This window comes from Bradyrhizobium sp. (assembly GCF_035484855.1).
Classification (GTDB): Bacteria; Pseudomonadota; Alphaproteobacteria; order Rhizobiales; family Xanthobacteraceae; genus Bradyrhizobium.
The window spans coordinates 1-17,440 of sequence record NZ_DATHOP010000146.1; the positions used below are offsets into that span (position 1 = coordinate 1).

Genomic DNA, 17,440 nt, shown 5'->3' on the forward strand with positions numbered 1-17,440 from the left:
GATCGCCTACAACCTGATCCGCATCCCCAAACTGGCTGCAGCCTAGCCAACAGACCTCAAACTCCCCAATACGCCATCCCAACAACCGAACCCCAACAGAAAAAACGCCTCATTCTTTACGTTTTTCAGCGGACTGCTAGAGCGTTTTCGAGCGAAGTGGTCACCGGTTCGCGTGAAGAAAACGCGTCAAAACAAGAATCTAGAGCCCCGTTTCGATTCCATCGAAACGGGAAAAGCTCTAGGCCGCGTAGTATCCGCCGTCGACGACTTGGCATGCTCCCGTCATGAACGACGCCTTGTCGGAACACATCCAGACCACGGCTTCCGCGATTTCGTCGGGGACGCCCATGCGATTCATCGGCACCTTCGCCATCACGGCATCGAGGCGGGTCTGCACGACTTCCTCGGTCATCGGGGTCGTGATGTAACCGGGATTGACGCAGTTCACGCGGATGTTGTCCGGTGCGTATTCGATCGCCGCGGTTTTCGTCAGTCCCACCACGCCGTGTTTTGCCGCCACATAGTGCCCCGATGTCGCAAGACCGATCAGGCCTGCGATCGAGGCGGTGTTGACGATGGCTCCGCCGCCGCCTTGTTGCAGCATTTGTGCGATCTCGTGCTTCAGGCACAGGAAGACACCGGTGAGATTGATCGCCAGCATGGCGTCGAACGAGGCCTGGCTCAGTTCGTGCAGTCGCTGCCGTCCGGGACCGACGGAATTTCCCGCAACGCCGGCGTTGTTGAACGCGCAGTCGATCCGCCCATAGGCCGCCACCGTGCGCGCGACCATCGCGGCCACCTGATCCTCTCGCGTCACGTCGCCGCCGATCGCGATCGCCTGGCCACCGGCCGCGTTGATCAAGGCAACCGTCGCAGCCGCGCGCTCTTCGGTCCGGTCGGCCACCGCGACGCGCGCACCCTCGCGTGCCATCGCGAGCGCGGTGGCTCGCCCGATGCCCGATGCCCCGCCAGTCACCAGCGCCACCTTGCGGTCGAGAATGCCTGCCATGTGCTGTGTTCTCCTGCCTTGCAACAAGACCCTACGATCTCGCACGTTCTTGGCAAGAGGGAGCCGCGGATGTTGACAGGCTGGAACGGTAGGGCGGATTGAAACCCAACGGGTCCCCGCAAAGCGCGGCCCGATGGGCGTAATCCGCCGTCACAAGCCCCGAGCCGCGCGAGTCGCCACGGCATCCTAAAGTTCGGCATGTGGGACAGAGGAGCACATTCGTCTTACCGGTTGTGGAAGCTACGCCTTCGGCTCCAACCCGCCCTACAAGCTCTACGAACTCGCCTTGAAGTGAAGTAGGGCTACGAAGAGGCATCGTATCGTGACCGAAACCGCAGATGCTTCAGCTGAAACGCTCAGGCTTATGAGTATTATGGCTGCGGTCAATTGCGGTCTGGCGGCGCTAGGCGTCGCGATCGCTTATTATGTCTACTTCTACGTTCCACATTCGCTCGAAGTTCATTACACCGGGCGTTACGGCGAGGTCGTTTCAAGCGTTGCAACGTACATCAGCGTTTTCCCTGTCTTTCAGATTTTTGTGTTTGTGCTGTCGGTGATCGGCCGGTGGGGCGCCAACCGCCGACATTTTCCTGAGAGCTTAGAGCTGAGGAAGGGTTTGCAACGACCCGCTCCCATCGAGCGGGACAAGCTTTACGCGTTGGTGTCGTTGGTTGGTACGACTCTTGAATTGTTTGGATTGGTGGGCATGATTTCCAGAGCGGTGGTGCTTGCCACCCAGGTCGTCTGACTTGGAGCCCGTGGGATCGGTGGAGCGTCAGAGGCTGGGCATCCAGCCTCGCGAGCGATACCCATCAATCTCCGCAAGAGATGATGGGTTTCGCGAAGAACTCAACCCATCCTGCTGAAAAGCGAAATTGATCATGTGGCGGCCCTGCGAGCTCGGGTAGATTCTACTTTGCATGGGGTTGTTTTCGCGATTTTTTGTCCAGGCCCTGCTGTGCACCGCCGAGGGGCGCTAGGCGGGTCCGCCGCCGTAGCCCGGATGGAGCCATTGGGTAGAGCGAAGCGCCATCCGATGGCGCAATCCGGGACACGACATCAATCGTGGAAAGGCCCCGGATTTCGCTATCAGGTCACGCGTGCGCGCGACCCGATAGCTGCATCCGGGCTACAGAGTTACGAAAGTTCCTGCAGGTCCGCTCCCGCTTAGCGCTTCGCCGCCGGCGCATCCGTCTGCACCTTGCAGCTCGAGGCGGCGAGCGAGGCTTGCGCCTGCGGCATCAGGCCGGGCTCCGGCGCCAGCGCTTTCATGACGATCAGGCCGGTCGCGGTCGGGGAATCGATGATCAGCCGGTCGGCCGCCGTGACGTCCTCCTCCTCCGGCAAATCGTTGTGCTGGGCCTCGGTCATCAGGTCGAGCTCGATCACCTTCTTGCCGGCGGAGCGGTCGTTGATGGCGTAATAGGCGACGTCGTTGCGGGTATAGAACGACACCGAGGTATAGGCCTGGCTCACGGGAACCGTGAGTTTTATCGAGCCGCCTGAGAGGTCGTAGCGGCAGACCGCCAGCGCAAACGCAGGATCCATGAACGGCAGCGGTTCGTTGTTCGGATCCGCCAGCGGCAGCGGACTCACCGCGTTGAGCCTGGTGGTCGCAGCCAGCCGCGAATAGGCATCGTTGGTCGCAATCCGCGGCAACGCCAGCACGCTGACCAGGTGCACGATGCCACCGAGCAGCAGCCCTGCGAGGATCGTGAACAGCACGCGGATCATGGGCACCCCGCCGTCGTGATGGTGGGCATCGGCGCGTCGCGCTTCGAGCGCGTCGCTACGCCGACCGGCGTATCGTAGAGCCGCAGCATCAGCGCGTAGCGCTCGATGCCTCCGGTCGGCAGCCAGTTGCCGGCGCGCGAGCGCGACGCCACCCGGATCTCGAAGCCGCCATCGGCGCCGCGGATGATTTCCTGGCTAGTAAAACCGTAGCGCTGCAGCGAATTAGCGACCAGCCGTCCCTTCTGGTCGTACAGCGTCAGCGTCCAGAACCGCGCCGCCGGCGTGACGCCACTGACCACTACGTCGCAGCGCCCGTCGAGCGGCCGCTTGCGGTCGTCGGTGGTCGCCGAAAAGGCGACGCCGTCGCCGGTGCCGACCGGCAGCTCGCCACTGCGGGCGATGGTGGCGCGCGAATAGGGATCGACATCGGCGGTGCCGGTTTTCGGCCGCGCCGTCCAGGCGCCGATCGTCAGCGTGCCGAGATCGGTGCCGCGGGTGGCCGTCATCCAGGTGGCGCCGAGGCCGACGGCGGTGGCGATGATCAGCGCCAGCAGGGTGATGAAGATCAGCCGCACGTCAGTTCTTGCGCGGCGCCGAGGGTGCCGCGCTGCCCGGTGTTGCCGCCGCAAAACTGTCGGGGAACGGAACGGAGGTCGACGACACCGGGCGCACGGGTTTCGCCGGCTCGCCCGCGGTCCTGGCGGCGTCGTCGAGCATTTTCTCCACCTGCACCAAGATGTCGGCGCCGCGCTTGGTCAGGATCGGCGGCGGGCCCGGTTTGGTCTCGAGAACCCTTGCAGCGCCATTGGCGGCAATGGTCGAGGCCACCGGGGCAGGGGCTCTCGGGGTCGCCGGGTAACCCGCGATATCCTTGACCTCGACGCCCTGGTGGGCCGCCATCATGATGTCGTGCCAGGTTTGCGCCGGCAGCGAGCCGCCGGTCATGCGGTTGGTCGGCGAATAATCGTCGTTGCCGTACCAGACGGCGCAGGTGAAGTTGCCGGTATAGCCGACGAACCAGGCGTCGCGGTAGGCGTTGGTGGTGCCGGTCTTGCCGGCGGTCGGAATGCCCTCGAGCGCCGCGCGCCGCGCGGTGCCTTCGCTGACGACATGGCTCATCATGCCGACCATGTCGGAGGCGACCGAGGCCGGAATGGCCTGCAGCGGCTTCGGCCCGTCGCGGTCGTAGCGCCAGACCAGCTCGCCGGCGCCGGTGCGCACCTCCAGCACCGCATGCGGCGTGACCGATTTGCCCCTGTTGGGGAAGGTTGCATAGGCCACCGAGTGTTCGAGCACGGTGACTTCGTCGGCGCCGATCGGCAGCGACGGCGTATCCGGCAGCGGCGCCTTGATGCCGAAGCGGCGCGCCACCTCGACGATCTTGGCGCGGCCGGCTTTCGGGCCGCCCTTGCCGCCGATCGCAATCGACAGTTTCACCGGCACCACGTTGATCGAACGGGTGATCGCCTGCGTCAGCGTCACCGGGCCGGAATAGGAGTGGCCGTAATTCTGCGGACACCAGTTGCCGATGCAGACCGGGCCGTCGACCACGATCGAGTTCGGCGTAAAGCCGTTCATCAGCGCGGTCGAGTAGACATAGGGCTTGAACGACGAACCGGGCTGCCGGTAGGCGTCGACCGCGCGGTTGAACTGGCTCGCGCCATAGTCCCGCCCGCCCACCATGGCGCGGACGCCGCCGTCGAGATCGGCGACCACGGTGGCGGCTTGGGTGGCGTGATAGTCGCGGCCGAACTGGCGCAGCTGGTTTTCGATGGCTTCTTCGGCGGCGTGCTGGACGTTCATGTCGATCGCGGTGCGGACCACGAACACGCGCTCGGTGTAGGATTTCGGGAAGGTATCGACCAGCTTGCGCATCTCGTCGAACGCCCAGTCGAGATAGTAGTTCGGCGAATTCTCGTCGCGGCGGTCGACCGCGGTGGCCGGGTTGCGCCGGGCCCCGAACACCTGGCCCTCGGTCATGAAGCCGGCGTCGACGAGGTTGTCGAGCACCACGTTGGCGCGGGCGCGCGCCGCGGGCAGGTTGATGTGGGGGGCGTATTTGGTCGGCGCCTTGAACAGGCCGGCCAGCATCGCGGCCTCCGCCAGATTGACGTCGCGCACCGACTTGTTGAAGTAGAAATGCGCAGCGCCATCGACGCCGAAGGTGCCGCCGCCCATATAGGCGCGGTCGAGATAGAGTTTCAGTATTTCATTCTTGGTGAGACGCGTTTCCAGCCAGATCGCCAGGAACGCCTCGTTGACCTTGCGCTCGATCGTGCGCTCGTTGCTCAGAAACAGGTTCTTGGCGAGCTGCTGGGTGATCGAGGAGCCGCCCTGCCGCACGCCGCCGGCCTGCGCATTGGTCAGCAGCGCCCGAAAAGTGCCGGCGACGTCGATGCCGAAATGGTCGTAGAAGCGACGGTCTTCGGTCGCCAGCGTCGCCTTGATCAGATTGTCCGGAAAATCCTCCAACGGAATGGAATCGTTGTGCTTGATGCCGCGGCTGCCGATCGGATTGCCGTAGCGGTCGAGGAAGGTCACCGCGAGATCACTCTTCTTCAGCCAGTCGTCGTCGGCGGTCTCGCGAAACGCCGGCACGGCCAAGGCCAGCATCAGGATCAGGCCGCCGAGCCCGATGGTGGCAGCTTCCGAAAGAGGCTCGATGAAGACCCAGCGCTTCCAGCGGCCGACATAGAAGCGATCCATGAAGGTCGAATAGCGTTCGTAGAGCTCGCGCACGCCTTTGCCGGTTGAGAACAGCGTGGAGTCGATGCGCGCGTCGAAATCCAGCATCCAGTGCCGGATTTTCTGCTTCCATTTCGCTGGCATGATATTGCGCACCGATGCCTTCGGTCAGTTGGAAAACGCTTTCGAGCACCCGGCCGGGCGCGGTCGAGACGTCTTGCGGGATGGTTGCGGCAAACCCAAGGCGCTTTTTTGGGCCCTCGGGGACTCCGTATCTATCTAGCCGAGCGGGGGATATAAACCAATGGTCCGCCTCAGGGTTTTCATAGGCAGGGATAACGCTGTCCCGCCGTTCAGGGGGTCGCCGGATCGCCCCGGCTTGCACCCTGACCACTGCGGCTCCTAGAAGAGCCCGGAGCCTGTCCGATCGAATCGATTGAAGCCATGACCGCGCGCCCCAAACTGCCCTCGAACCAGGAGGGATTCTTCTGGAAAACCAAGACGTTGGAAGAAATGTCCAACGCCGAATGGGAAAGCCTGTGCGACGGCTGCGCGCGCTGCTGCCTGGAAAAGCTCGAGGATGAGGATACCGGCAAGATCTATTTCACCCATGTTTCCTGCAAGCTGCTGGATGCCGGGCTGTGCGCCTGCAAGGATTATACGAACCGCTCCGCACAAGTTCCCGATTGCGTGCGGCTGACGCCTGAAAACGTCCGCACCCTGAACTGGCTGCCGCCGAGCTGCGGCTATCGGCTGGTGGCCGAGGGTCGCGATCTCTATTGGTGGCACCCGGTCATATCGGGCGATCCCAACACCGTGCATGAAGCCGGCGTTTCCGTGCGCGGCAGGGTGCTGGGAACCGAGGACGAGATCGCGGACGCCGACCTCGAAGACCACATCGTGCGATGGCCACAGCTGCTGCCCAAGCGCGCGCGGTTGAAGAAGCGGCCACAATCCTGAAGTTGAATGGCAACGGCGATATCCCGGGTTCTGATCAAATCAGAGCATCGCGCTCGATGTTTTTGTTTTACCTGATATTTCCGGGGAACACCGGGCGTCCGCTTCGCTCGAAAGCGCTTTAGCTGATCACGCGAATGCGATTGGCGGTCGGTGGGACGCACCCATGCGCGTAACCCGCTGCCGCAGAGGGGATTTGTCGCTTAAATTGCAGGTGAACCAGCGATTCCTCGCATCCCCTCGCGCTACGCCGATCAAAATATTCCCCATGAACAAGTTCGAACGGCACAGCCGTCACCCGGCCGATCAACGAGCCTTGCCCCGAGCCATCGCGCGCGACCTGCCGCGGATGCCGGGCGAGGTGATCGAACTCGCCGACGCGCCGTCGCTCGCCCCCAAGGCGCCGCTGACGCCGGGCGAGGTTCGCACCATCCTGATGAGCCTGCTGCTGACCATGTTCCTGGCAGCTCTCGACCAGACCATCGTGGCGACTGCGCTGCCGACCATCGGCCGGCAGTTCCGCGATGTCTCCAGCCTGTCCTGGGTGATCACGGCCTATCTGCTGGCCTCGACCGCGGTTGCGCCGGTGTTCGGCACGCTCAGCGACATCTACGGGCGCCGCGCCATGATCATCACCGCGCTCAGCCTGTTCATCGCGGGCTCGATCCTGTGCGCACTGGCGCCGAACATGCCGGTCCTGATCCTGGCGCGCGGGCTGCAGGGGCTCGGCGGCGGCGGCATCATGCCGGTGGTCCAGACCGTGATTTCCGACGTGGTGACGCCGCGCGAGCGCGGCCAGTACCAGGCCTATTTCAGCGGCGTCTGGGTCGCCGCCGGCATCGGCGGGCCGGTTCTGGGGGGCTTCTTCGCCGAACACCTGCACTGGTCGATGATCTTCTGGATCAACGTGCCGCTCGCGCTCGCGGCCCTTGCGATGCTGCTGCCCAAGATGGGCAAGATCCCGGTCTACCACCGCCTGCGCAAGGTCGACTGGCTGGGGGGCGTGCTGCTGATGGCCTCGGCTGTCGTCTTCATGCTGGTGCTGACCTGGGGCGGCAACCGTTTTCTCTGGCTGTCGCCGACCATCATGGCGATGGTCGGCGCCGCGGTTGCGCTGATGCTGGCCTTCGTCTGGCATGCCCGGAATGCCGATGAACCTTTCCTGCCGCTCTCGCTGATGGGCGGCACGGTCGTACCCTACGCGATGGCCGCCGGCGGCTGTGCGCTGGGGGCGATGATGGGACTGACGGTCCACCTGCCGCTTTATTACGAGGTGGTCTACCACCTCAGCGCCAGCGAAGCGGGGCTCGGGCTAATTCCCTTGGCGGCGATCTCGACCTGCGGCGCGGCGGTCGCCGGCCGCACCATGGCGCGCGCCAGGCACTACAAGCGGGTCGCGATCATAGGAACCATATTCGCGGCGGTCTCGGGCTGCGCGCTGGCGCTGACGACGCCGTCGCTGTGGGGACTGTTGTTTCTGCTGTCCGCCTTCTCGCTCGGCCTTGGCACGGTATTTCCGGTCAGCGTCGTCTCGTCGCAGAATTCGGTGACGCGCGCCCAGGTCGGCACCATCACCGGCGCGATGAATTTCTTCCGCGCGCTGATGGCTTCCTTCACGGTGGCCGCGTTTGCCGCGATCATCCTGATGGCGCTGGGCGCGGATATTTCGCTGGCCGGCGAACATCGCGGACCGGTCGGTTCGATTCCGGCCGCCGACATGATCCTGGCCTTCCGCTACGTGTTCGGCGCCGCCGCCGCGATGCTCGCCGTGGCCGCGGTGTGCATGATCCTGATGGAGGAACGGGTGCTGACCGGCCCCTCGACGCCGGTGGAGATGGCGGAGTAGGGCAGGTAACTCAGCCGAAGCTGGCTCCGGGCCGTGAATTGATCTAACAGCGGCGCAAGGCAGTCAGACATCGATTCCGAAGGAGCCGGCCCATGAGCAAACCCACCGTCGAGCAAGCCAGGATGGGCACCGAGGCCATCGCCTTCTGCATCGCGCGGACCCTGATCGAGCGCGATCCCTCGCTGAAGGCGCCGATGCGCGCCAATTTGCGCAAGATGTGGGAGCTTCTGGAAGAGCGCGAGGACCATGGCGCCGCCGACATGGTCGACACCATGATCAAGGCGCTCAACGATCCCGCGTTTTTCAAGCCGTGATTTGCTTAAACGGCCGCCTGCAGCCTTGTGTCGATCTCTTCCCGCAGCAACGTGAAGTCGATCGGCTTGGTCAGTAATCCGCTCGCGCCGCTTTCGATCGCCTTGCGCTTGGTTTCGGCATCGCCGTAGGCGGTGATCATGATGACGGGAACCTCGGGCCTGATCTCCTTGACCCTTGGCAGCATCTCCAGCCCCGTCATGCCGGGCATGTTGATGTCGGAGAGGATCAGGATCAGCGACTGCTCGATGGTGGAGGCAATCCGCGCCAGCGCGTCGGCCGCCGAAATGGCAAAATCCATCACGAAGCGCTGCGCGCGCAGATCGCGCCGGAATTGCTGACGAAACAGCGCCTCGACATCGGGTTCGTCATCCACCACAAGAACCAAAACGCTCACGTCTAACCTCTGGATTTATTTGAAACATTGCCTGTTCGCGGCAAAACGATGGTAAATTCGGTAAATTCGCCGGGCTCCGTCAACACGTCGATGGTGCCACCGTGTTGTTTCACGATGATGTCATGGCTCATCGAGAGGCCGAGCCCGGTTCCTTCGCCCGCCGGCTTGGTTGTAAAAAACGGGTTGAACATCTTTTCCTTCACCTCGTCGGGAATGCCGGTGCCGTTGTCGCGGATCCGGATTTCGACGGTGTCGCCGAGATTTTTCGTGGTCGCGCGAACGATTGGCTCAAAGCTTGAGCCGCCATTCTCGTTCTTGCGCTTGGTGACGGCATAGAATCCGTTGGAGATCAAATTCAGGAAGACGCGGGTGATTTCCTGCGGGAACACCTCGATGGTACCGGCTTTTTCATCGAAGTCGCGCTGCAGGGTCACATTGAATTGCGGCTTTTCGGCGCGGGCGCCGTGATAGGCGAGGTTGAGGCTTTCGTCGACCAGCGCGTTGATGTCGGCGGGCCGATGCTCGCCCGATCCTTCGCGCGAATGCAACAGCATGTTTTTGACGATGGAATCGGCGCGTTTGCCGTGCTGCACCACCTTTTGCAGGTTGTCCTTCAGGGTATGGGTAATTTCGCCGACTTCCTCCCGGGTCTTGTCGTCGAGCGGAGCCGGCGCGAGCACGTCGTTTAACTCGTCGGTCAACTCGGCCGAAAGTGCTGCAAAATTGTTGACGAAATTCAGCGGGTTCTTGATCTCGTGGGCGATGCCGGCGGTGAGCTGGCCGAGCGAGGCCAGCTTTTCGGTTTGCACCAGCCGATCCTGCGCGGTGCGCAGGTCGTTGAGTGAATTGGTCAGATCGTCCGTGCGCTGGCGCAGCTCATTGAGAAGGCGGGCATTCTCGATGGCAATCACGGCCTGGGCCGCGAAATTCCGCACCAGCTCAATCTGCTTGCCGGTGAAGGGCCGGACTTCCTGCCGATAGATGCCGATCGTTCCGATCAGTTCGTTTTCCTTGAGCATAGGCACCTGCAGGAGCGTCCGAGCGCCCCCGAGTTCTGCTACGCCGACGATTCCCGGATTGCGTTGAAGGTAGGATTGGTCCGTCAGAACATCCGCGACCTGACTCGGCTCCCTGGTTATGACGACCTTGCCCAAGGGAATCATCGGGTCGGCAGGGATGGTATTCTTGCCCAGGAACTCGCCATACGCGGGCGGCAGATTCCACCTTCCAACGGCGCGAAACTCGTTTTTCTCAGTCTCATAAAAAAACAGCATCGCAAATTTCGCCTCGCAGAGGCGCACCGCGTTCTCCAGCAAGGCCTCGAAAACCGGCTCCAGGTCGCCAGGTGAAGCGCTGATGACCTTGAGCACGTCGGCGGTCGCGGTTTGCTGCTGCAGCGATTCAGTGAGGTCGCGCGTTCTCGCCTGCACCTCGTCGAACAGGCGGACATTGCCGATGGCGATCACGGCCTGATCGGCAAACGTCTGCAACAGGCCGATCTGCTTGTCGCTGAACGGCTCCACCTCGGTGCGGCGAAGCACGATGGCGCCGATGCTTTCGTTTTCGCGCAGCAGCGGTACGCTCAGAACGGTGCGAACACTGGTATGGCGTGCCAATTCCTGGGAATCGGGGAACGGTTCGCCTTCGTTTGCATGAAGATCACGCACATGGACCGGCTTACGATCGACAACGGCGCGGCCGGAGGCCCATTGACGGTTGATTGGCATTCGCTCCCAAGCGACAGGGATTGATCCGTGCTGCGCCTTGAACAGGAGGTCGTCGCCATCCCTCAATGTTACAAGGGCGTCATCGGCCTCGCAAAGTTCGCAGGCACTTTCCACAATGGCCTTGAGGACCGGCCCGACATCGGTCGGCGAAGAGGCGATCACTCTCAGGATATTGCTGCTCCCGGTCTGGTAGGTCAGCGCTTCCGTGAGGTCGCGGGTCTTGGCCTGCACCTCGTCGAACAGGCGGACGTTCTCGATGGCGATCACCGCCTGATCGGCAAAGGTCTGGACGAGTTCGACCTGTTTTTCGCTGAACGGCCGCACCTGCTCGCGCACCAGGATGAAAACGCCGATCAGTTCTCCGTCGCGCGTCAACGGGACACTCAGTCTGGTCCGCGCTGGATTGGGATCACCCCTGAGATCATAATCGGGCTCAGCCAGTACATCATGGATGTGGGATGTCTTGCGGGTCAGCAAAGTTCGACCCATCGATCCGCCATCCCCGGGTGTAAACGAGATTCCCTCGAGAAATGCCTTCTTCCGCACTGTCAGCCCGAAGCTTGCAGTCAGGACGAAACGGTCTCCCCGCGGATGCCAAATGGTTCCCGCGTCGGCGTTGCACAGGCGAGCCGCGGACTCGACCAGCGTATCGAGCACAGTCTGCAGATCGAACGCGGAGCGGCTGATCACCTTGAGCACGTCGGCGGTCGCGGTCTGCTGCTGCAGCGATTCCGTAAGGTCGCGAGTCCTGGCCTGCACCTCGTCGAACAGGCGGACGTTGCCGATGGCAATGACTGCCTGGTCGGCGAAGGTTTGCAGCAAAGCGATTTGCTTGTCGATGAACGGGTTGACCTCGGTGCGGCGGAGCAGGATCGTCCCGATGCTCTCGCCCTCGCGCAGCAAGGGTACGCTCAGGCACGTCCGGGTCCCAAGAGGACGAGAAATCTCCTGGGACTCCGGAAATCCGTCGCCTTCTGCGGAAAGCACGTCGCGCAGGTGCACTGGCACCTTGTCGATGACAGCGCGGCCGCTGATGAAATTCGGGTTGATGGCCCGTCTTTGCAGGCCCACCGGTATCGATCCACGATGCGCGGCAAAGACCAGATCACCGCCGTCACGCAATTGCACGATGGCGTCGTCGGCTTCGCAAAGCTCGCAGGCACTTTCCACGATGGCCTCGAGAACCGGCCCGACATCGGTCGGCGAGGATGCGATCACTCTCAGGATGTTGCTGCTGCCGGTCTGATAGGTCAGCGCCTCCGTGAGATCGCGGGTCTTGGCCTGCACCTCGTCGAACAGGCGGACGTTGCCGATGGCAATGACCGCCTGGTCGGCGAAGGTTTGCAGCAAGGCGATTTGCTTGTCGCCGAACGGAGCCACCTCGGTGCGGCGGAGCAGGATCGTTCCGATGCTCTCGCCCTCGCGCAGCAACGGTACGCCGAGAAGTGTCCGGGTCCCGAGCCGGCGAGACATCTCCTGGGCTTCCGGAAATTCGTCGCCCTCGGCGGAAAGAACGTCACCCAGGTGCACCGGCGCCTTGTCGACGACAGCGCGTCCGCTGACGAAATTCCGGGTGATCGTGCGCCGTTGCAGGCCCACCGGTATCGATCCACGATGCGCTGCATGGCGAAGCTCGTCGCCCTCGCGCAGCTGTACCTCGGCGTCGTCGGCCTCGCACAGCTCGCAGGCGCTTTCCACAATGGCCTCGAGAACCGGTCCGACATCGGTCGGCGAGGAGGCGATCACCTTGAGGATATTGCTGCTGCCGGTCTGGTAGGTCAGCGCCTCGGTCAGGTCGCGGGTCCTGGCCTGCACCTCGTCGAACAGCCGCACGTTCTCGATCGCGATCACGGCCTGGTCGGCGAAAGTCTCGACCAAAGCTATTTGCTTATCCGTGAACTGCCGGACCTCATTGTGGTAAACCAATATCACGCCCAGCAGGTCATCGCCTTTAAGCATGGGGACACCGAGAACGGTGCGGAACGGCTCGACATCTTTCGCCCCGTAGGTGTGCTCAGGATCGGCGAAGACATCTCGAACGTGGATGGTCCGATGTTCCAGCGCGGCACGCGCGGCGACGCTATGGCGACCCGGGCGAATCGGATTCCGCTCAAGCCAATCCCTGAGATGATCGGGAGCATTGAACGCCGCCGACACCCGAAGCAACTCGCCGTCGAAGCGAAAAATAAGAGCCCTGTCGGATCCGCAGAGGTTGACCGAGTTTTCGGCGACCGTTTCAAACACCGGGTTGAGGTCGAACGCCGAACGACTGATGACCTCGAGCACGTTCGCGGTCGCGGTCTGCTGTTGCAGTGATTCCGTGAGATCGCGGGTTTTGGCCTGCACCTCGTCGAACAGGCGGGCGTTCTCGATGGCGATCACGGCCTGGTCGGCGAAGGTTTGCAGCAGTTCGACCTGGCGCGGGGGGAACGGACCTGCCTGAGAACGTGCGATCACCATCACACCGGTCACGACGCCGTCGCGTGTCATCGGTACCGCCAGTGTGGAACGAAGCGCGCCGACGCTTGAATCCTCGCCAGCGGCGTTCCGAATGGTCTCCCTGACCTTGGGATCGAAATCCGGATCGGCGAAGAAATCGGTAACGCTCTGCACCTCTCCGGTCAGGATCACGCGCTCCGCGGCGGTGCCACGTCCGGCGCGGATCGGGCGTCCCTTGAACAGGTCCGTCGCCTGCGCGACGCCTTCGCCGGCGATCGCCTTGCATTCGAAGGCCTCATCGCCCCTGAGGTAGAGCAGGCCCAGGCTCGCGCCGCAGAGTTTGTAGGCCGACTCGACCAGGGTATCGAGCACGGTCTGCAGATCGAACACCGAGCGGCTGATCACCTTGAGCACGTCGGCGGTCGCGGTCTGCTGCTGCAGGGCCTCGGAGAGATCGCGGGTCTTTGCCTGCACTTCGTCGAACAGCCGCACGTTCTCGATCGCGATCACGGCCTGGTCGGCGAAGGTTCGCAACAACTGGACATGATGATCGGCGAACGCGCCGGGCTGAACGCGCGTCACCGTAATGAAGCCGATCGACACGCCGTCGTTCATCAGCGGAGTGAACAACATGCTGCGGTAGCCGCGCGCGCGCGCGATGTCCAGAAGCTCGTCGGACAGGGCTTCGGTGTCGGGGATTTGCGTGACTTCGCCGGCTTGCGCCATTTTGAACGGCGGGAAATCGGCAACGGGCCGCGGGAAGGTGGCCTGCAACACTTCATCGGCGGCGGGTGTTGTTGGCGTGAATGCCTTCAGGTGAGCGACGCCATCGATGAAGCGGAACACGGTGCTGGAGAATCCGCCGATCAGCCGGTTGGCGCTGGTCGCAATCGCATCGAACACCGGTTGCACGTCGGACGGCGAAGATGCGATGACCTTGAGGATGTCGGCGGTCGCGGTCTGCCGCTCCAGCGCCTCGCGCGTCTCGTTGAACAGCCGGACGTTTTCGATGGCGATTACGGCCTGGTCGGCGAAGGTTTGCAGCAGCTGGACGTGATGGGGTGCAAAGGAGCCCGTCTCGACCCGCGAGATGGCGATCATGCCGATGACCATCCCGCTGCTTATCAGGGGACAGAACATGTTGCTGCGGAAGCCGCGCGCTCGCGCAATCTTGGCCGTGACTTCCTCGGCCATTTCCGTGTCGGCGATCTGGACGGTTTCACCCTTCAGCACCTTTTGGAACGGTGCCGAGTCGAAGGCGAGAGGCAGGGGAAACATGCTTTTCAGGACTTCGTCGGCCGTCGGGTTGGTCGGCGTAAATGCCGCAAGGTGACGGCTGCCGTCGAAAAAGCGGAACACCGCGGTCGAGAAGCCGCCAAGCAGCCGATTGGCGCTGGCCGCAATCGCTTCGAACACCGGCTGCACGTCGGATGGCGAACTGGCGATCACCTTCAGGATGTCGGCGGTCGCGGTCTGCCGCTCCAGCGCCTCGCGCGTCTCGTTGAACAGCCGGACGTTTTCAATCGCAATCACCGCCTGGTCGGCGAAGGTCTGCAGCAGCAGGAGCTGCTGATCGCCGTAGGCGGCAGGCTCGGCCCAGCCCACCGTGATCGCCCCGATCGGCTCACCCTTGCGCAGCATCGGGACGGTGACCTGGCTGCGCGTTCCCAGCGCCTCGATCATCTGCCGCGAAAGCGGCGGCGCGGATTGGTCGGATTCGATGTCGGTGACGAAGTAGGGCTGGCGTGACCGAATCGCCAGTCCCGCGGTAGTGTCGTCGGCCGCCGGTCTCGGAAACACCTCCTGCACCTTGCTCAGGCCCGGCGTGCTCAGATTGTGCCCGGCGACCATGTGAATGATGCCATCGTCGTAGCGATAGACCCGCCCCATGCGCGCCCCGCACAATCGCACGGCGCGCTCGACGATCACGTCGAACACTGGCTGCACGTCGGAAGGCGAAGAGGCGATCACCTTGAGGATGTCGGCGGTGGCGGTCTGCCGCTCCAGCGCCTCCTTGGTCTCGTTGAACAGCCGGGTATTTTCGATCGCAATCAGCGCCTGGTCGCGGAAGGATTCCGCCAGCGCGATATCGCTCTCACCGAAGATAGCCGGTCGATTTCCGCCAATCACAAGCACGCCGATGCATTCGTCATTGCGCAGCAGCGGCAGATACAGCGCCGAAGTCAGGCCGTACAACTCGTGGACATGGCGCTCGTAGTCGGGCAGATCAATCACCGACCAATCCGGCAGATGCAGGTTTTTCCCGCTGAGGATGGCGCGCGACGGGAAGTTGGCGTCGGGGTCGATGGGCACCTTCCCGGGATTGAGGATCGGGATTAGCCCTTCCGGCCCCGCCACGGACGCCGGCCAAAATGCGGCGGAATCGCATAGCACGATGAATCCCATCTCGCGGTCAAGCAGCCGTTTCGCAGTCAGCACGATGGCGTCGAACACCGGCTGCACGTCGGTCGGCGACCGGCTGATGACGCGCAAGATATCCGAGGTCGCGGTCTGCCGAGCCAGCGCCTCCTGGGTCTCGTTGAACAGCCGCGAATTCTGGATGGCGATTACGGCCTGGTCGGCGAACGTCTTGAGCAGTCCAAGTTCCTTGGGGGTGAGCCCTGTATTCGGATCGCGCACGACCGAAATCATCCCAATGCCCTGGCCTTCCCAAATCATCGGGGTGATCACGAGCGAGAAGTTGCCTACGGCCTGCACGACCCGGCGCAGGCTGGGCGGTATGTCCTCACCATTCAATGCGTCGGGAACAAAAATCTGCCGCTGCTCGCCGATGACGAGGGGAGCCATCGTCTCCTTGATCGGTAGCGGGTACACATGGTCAAGCGCCTCACTCCCGACCCCGTGGCGCGCGGCGAGGTGCAGCAACCCGTCGCCGGGGGCGAGGAAGATCGCAGACTGCCTGCAATCGAATAGCCGTTCGGTGCTGTCGAGAATGCGCTCGAACACCGGTTGCCTGTCGGCCATAGAGCTGCCGATCGCCTGCAGCACTTCGGAGGTTGCGGTCTGGTGCTTCAATGCTTCCTGGGTCTCGTTGAACAGCCGCACGTTCTCGATGGCGATGACGGCCTGGTCAGCAAAGGTTTGCAACAACTGGATGTGATGGTCAGCGAATTGACCAGGCTCTGCTCGCGTGACGTTGATCACTCCTATGGCCTGACCGCCGCGCAGCATCGGGACGCGGAGAATGCTGCGAAAGCCGCGCATCCGCGCGACGTCCCGAAAACCCGGCAGAGTGGCCCATTCGACCTCAGTGTCACCGACCAGGACGATCTCGCCCTCGCGGAGCCGGCCGCCCCAGGGAAGCGTGGACAGCACTCTGGGATAGGAGGCTTGCAGGTTTGCATCTCCTGCGGGGTTGGTCGGGGTGAACGCCATCAGGTGCAGCGTGTCGTCGGTCAGGATGTGTACCGCGGTCGACAGGCCGCCCAGCAGCGCATTGGCGCTGGAGGCAATGGCACTGAATACCGGCTGCACGTCCGAGGGCGAAGAGGCGATCACCTTGAGGATGTCGGCGGTCGCGGTCTGCCGCTCCAGCGCCTCCCTGGTCTCGTTGAACAGGCGCACGTTTTCGATGGCGATGACGGCCTGGTCGGCAAACGTCTGCAGCAGCGCGACCTGTTGGTCGCCGTAGGCGGCAGGCTCGGCCCAGCCCACCGTGATCGCCCCGATCGGCTCAGCCTTGCGCAGCATCGGGACGGTGACCTGGCTGCGCGTTCCCAGCGCTTCGATCATCTGCCGCGACAGCGGCGGCGCGGATTGGTCGGATTCGATGTCGGTGACGAAGTAGGGCTGGCGTGACCGGATCGCCAGTCCCGCGGTGGTGTCGTCGGCCGCCGGTCTTGGAAACACCTCCTGCACCTTGCTCAGGCCCGGTGTGCTCAGATTGTGCCCGGCGACCATGTGAATCATGCCATCGTCGTAGCGATAAACCCGCCCCATCCGCGCCCCGCACAATCGCACGGCGCGTTCGACGATCACGTCGAACACCGGCTGCACGTCGGATGGCGAAGAGGCGATCGCCTTGAGGATGTCGGCGGTCGCGGTCTGCCGCTCCAGCGCTTCCCGGGTTTCGTTGAACAGCCGCGAATTCTGGATGGCGATCACGGCCTGGTCGGCGAACGTCTTGAGCAGTCCAAGTTCCTTGGGGGTGAGCGCTGTATTCGGATCGCGCACGACCGAAATCATCCCAATGCCCTGGCTTTCCCAAATCATCGGGGTCATCACGACCGAGAAGTTGCCTACGGCCTGCACGACCCGGCGCAGGCTGGGCGGTATGTCCTCACCATTCAATGCGTCGGGAACAAAAATCTGCC

General features: G+C 63.1%; 10 protein-coding genes. 4 read left to right on the forward strand and 6 right to left on the reverse strand.

Translation table 11 applies throughout. The annotated features are described in order from the left end of the window. Positions 1-238: 238 nt before the first annotated feature. Positions 239-1,009 carry a glucose 1-dehydrogenase gene (locus tag VK804_RS16390; RefSeq protein ID WP_325372060.1) on the reverse strand — a complete coding sequence of 257 codons (771 nt, stop codon included), beginning with the start codon at positions 1,007-1,009 and terminating at the stop codon, positions 239-241. 322 nt (positions 1,010-1,331) lie between these two features. Here VK804_RS16390 and VK804_RS16395 point away from each other — a divergent pair, with 322 nt between their 5' ends. After that, entirely contained in the window at positions 1,332-1,757 is a 426-nt protein-coding gene (locus VK804_RS16395) for a hypothetical protein (protein WP_325372062.1), read from the forward strand. 419 nt (positions 1,758-2,176) lie between these two features. On the opposite strand, the gene VK804_RS16400 is transcribed toward VK804_RS16395, so the two are convergent. The 3 genes from VK804_RS16400 to VK804_RS16410 are packed head-to-tail and all read right to left on the reverse strand — an operon-like array spanning position 2,177 to position 5,584. After that, a complete protein-coding gene (locus VK804_RS16400; RefSeq protein WP_325372064.1) occupies positions 2,177-2,743 on the reverse strand; it encodes a DUF1254 domain-containing protein in 567 nt (188 codons plus the stop codon). Then, positions 2,740-3,318, reverse strand: a complete 579-nt coding sequence (locus VK804_RS16405) for a DUF1214 domain-containing protein (protein ID WP_325372066.1) — start codon at positions 3,316-3,318, stop codon at positions 2,740-2,742. Before VK804_RS16405 ends, VK804_RS16400 begins: the two co-directional genes overlap by 4 nt. A 1-nt stretch (position 3,319) precedes the next feature. Then, a complete protein-coding gene (locus VK804_RS16410; RefSeq protein ID WP_325372068.1) occupies positions 3,320-5,584 on the reverse strand; it encodes a PBP1A family penicillin-binding protein in 2,265 nt (754 codons plus the stop codon). A gap of 288 nt (positions 5,585-5,872) precedes the next feature. Between VK804_RS16410 and VK804_RS16415 the strand changes: the two genes are divergently transcribed. From VK804_RS16415 to VK804_RS16425, 3 genes are all read left to right on the forward strand, one after another. Further along, positions 5,873-6,388, forward strand: coding sequence for a YcgN family cysteine cluster protein (locus tag VK804_RS16415; RefSeq protein WP_325372070.1), 516 nt, complete (start codon positions 5,873-5,875; stop codon positions 6,386-6,388). Between the two features lie 265 nt (positions 6,389-6,653). Further along, positions 6,654-8,231 (forward strand): MDR family MFS transporter, encoded by a 1,578-nt coding sequence (locus VK804_RS16420; RefSeq protein ID WP_325372072.1) that lies wholly within the window; start codon positions 6,654-6,656, stop codon positions 8,229-8,231. A 92-nt stretch (positions 8,232-8,323) separates the two neighbouring features. Next, positions 8,324-8,545 carry a hypothetical protein gene (locus VK804_RS16425; protein ID WP_325372074.1) on the forward strand — a complete coding sequence of 74 codons (222 nt, stop codon included), beginning with the start codon at positions 8,324-8,326 and terminating at the stop codon, positions 8,543-8,545. 5 nt (positions 8,546-8,550) lie between these two features. Here VK804_RS16425 and VK804_RS16430 read toward each other — a convergent pair whose 3' ends face one another. Together VK804_RS16430 and VK804_RS16435 are read right to left on the reverse strand one after the other, a co-directional pair. Continuing rightward, positions 8,551-8,940, reverse strand: coding sequence for a response regulator (locus tag VK804_RS16430; protein WP_325372076.1), 390 nt, complete (start codon positions 8,938-8,940; stop codon positions 8,551-8,553). A gap of 2 nt (positions 8,941-8,942) precedes the next feature. Then, on the reverse strand, positions 8,943-17,312 hold the full coding sequence (locus tag VK804_RS16435) for a GAF domain-containing protein (RefSeq protein WP_325372078.1): 8,370 nt from the start codon (positions 17,310-17,312) through the stop codon (positions 8,943-8,945). Positions 17,313-17,440: the final 128 nt, after the last annotated feature.

Bases quoted from the DNA above. Each gene is read 5' to 3' on its own strand.
- VK804_RS16390 (WP_325372060.1), bottom strand. From the start codon at position 1,009: ATGGCAGGCATTCTCGACCGCAAGGTGGCGCTGGTGACTGGCGGGGCA.
- VK804_RS16400 (WP_325372064.1), bottom strand. From the start codon at position 2,743: ATGATCCGCGTGCTGTTCACGATCCTCGCAGGGCTGCTGCTCGGTGGC.
- VK804_RS16415 (WP_325372070.1), top strand. From the start codon at position 5,873: ATGACCGCGCGCCCCAAACTGCCCTCGAACCAGGAGGGATTCTTCTGG.
- VK804_RS16420 (WP_325372072.1), top strand. From the start codon at position 6,654: ATGAACAAGTTCGAACGGCACAGCCGTCACCCGGCCGATCAACGAGCC.
- VK804_RS16425 (WP_325372074.1), top strand. From the start codon at position 8,324: ATGAGCAAACCCACCGTCGAGCAAGCCAGGATGGGCACCGAGGCCATC.
- VK804_RS16435 (WP_325372078.1), bottom strand. From the start codon at position 17,312: ATGATTTCGGTCGTGCGCGATCCGAATACAGCGCTCACCCCCAAGGAA.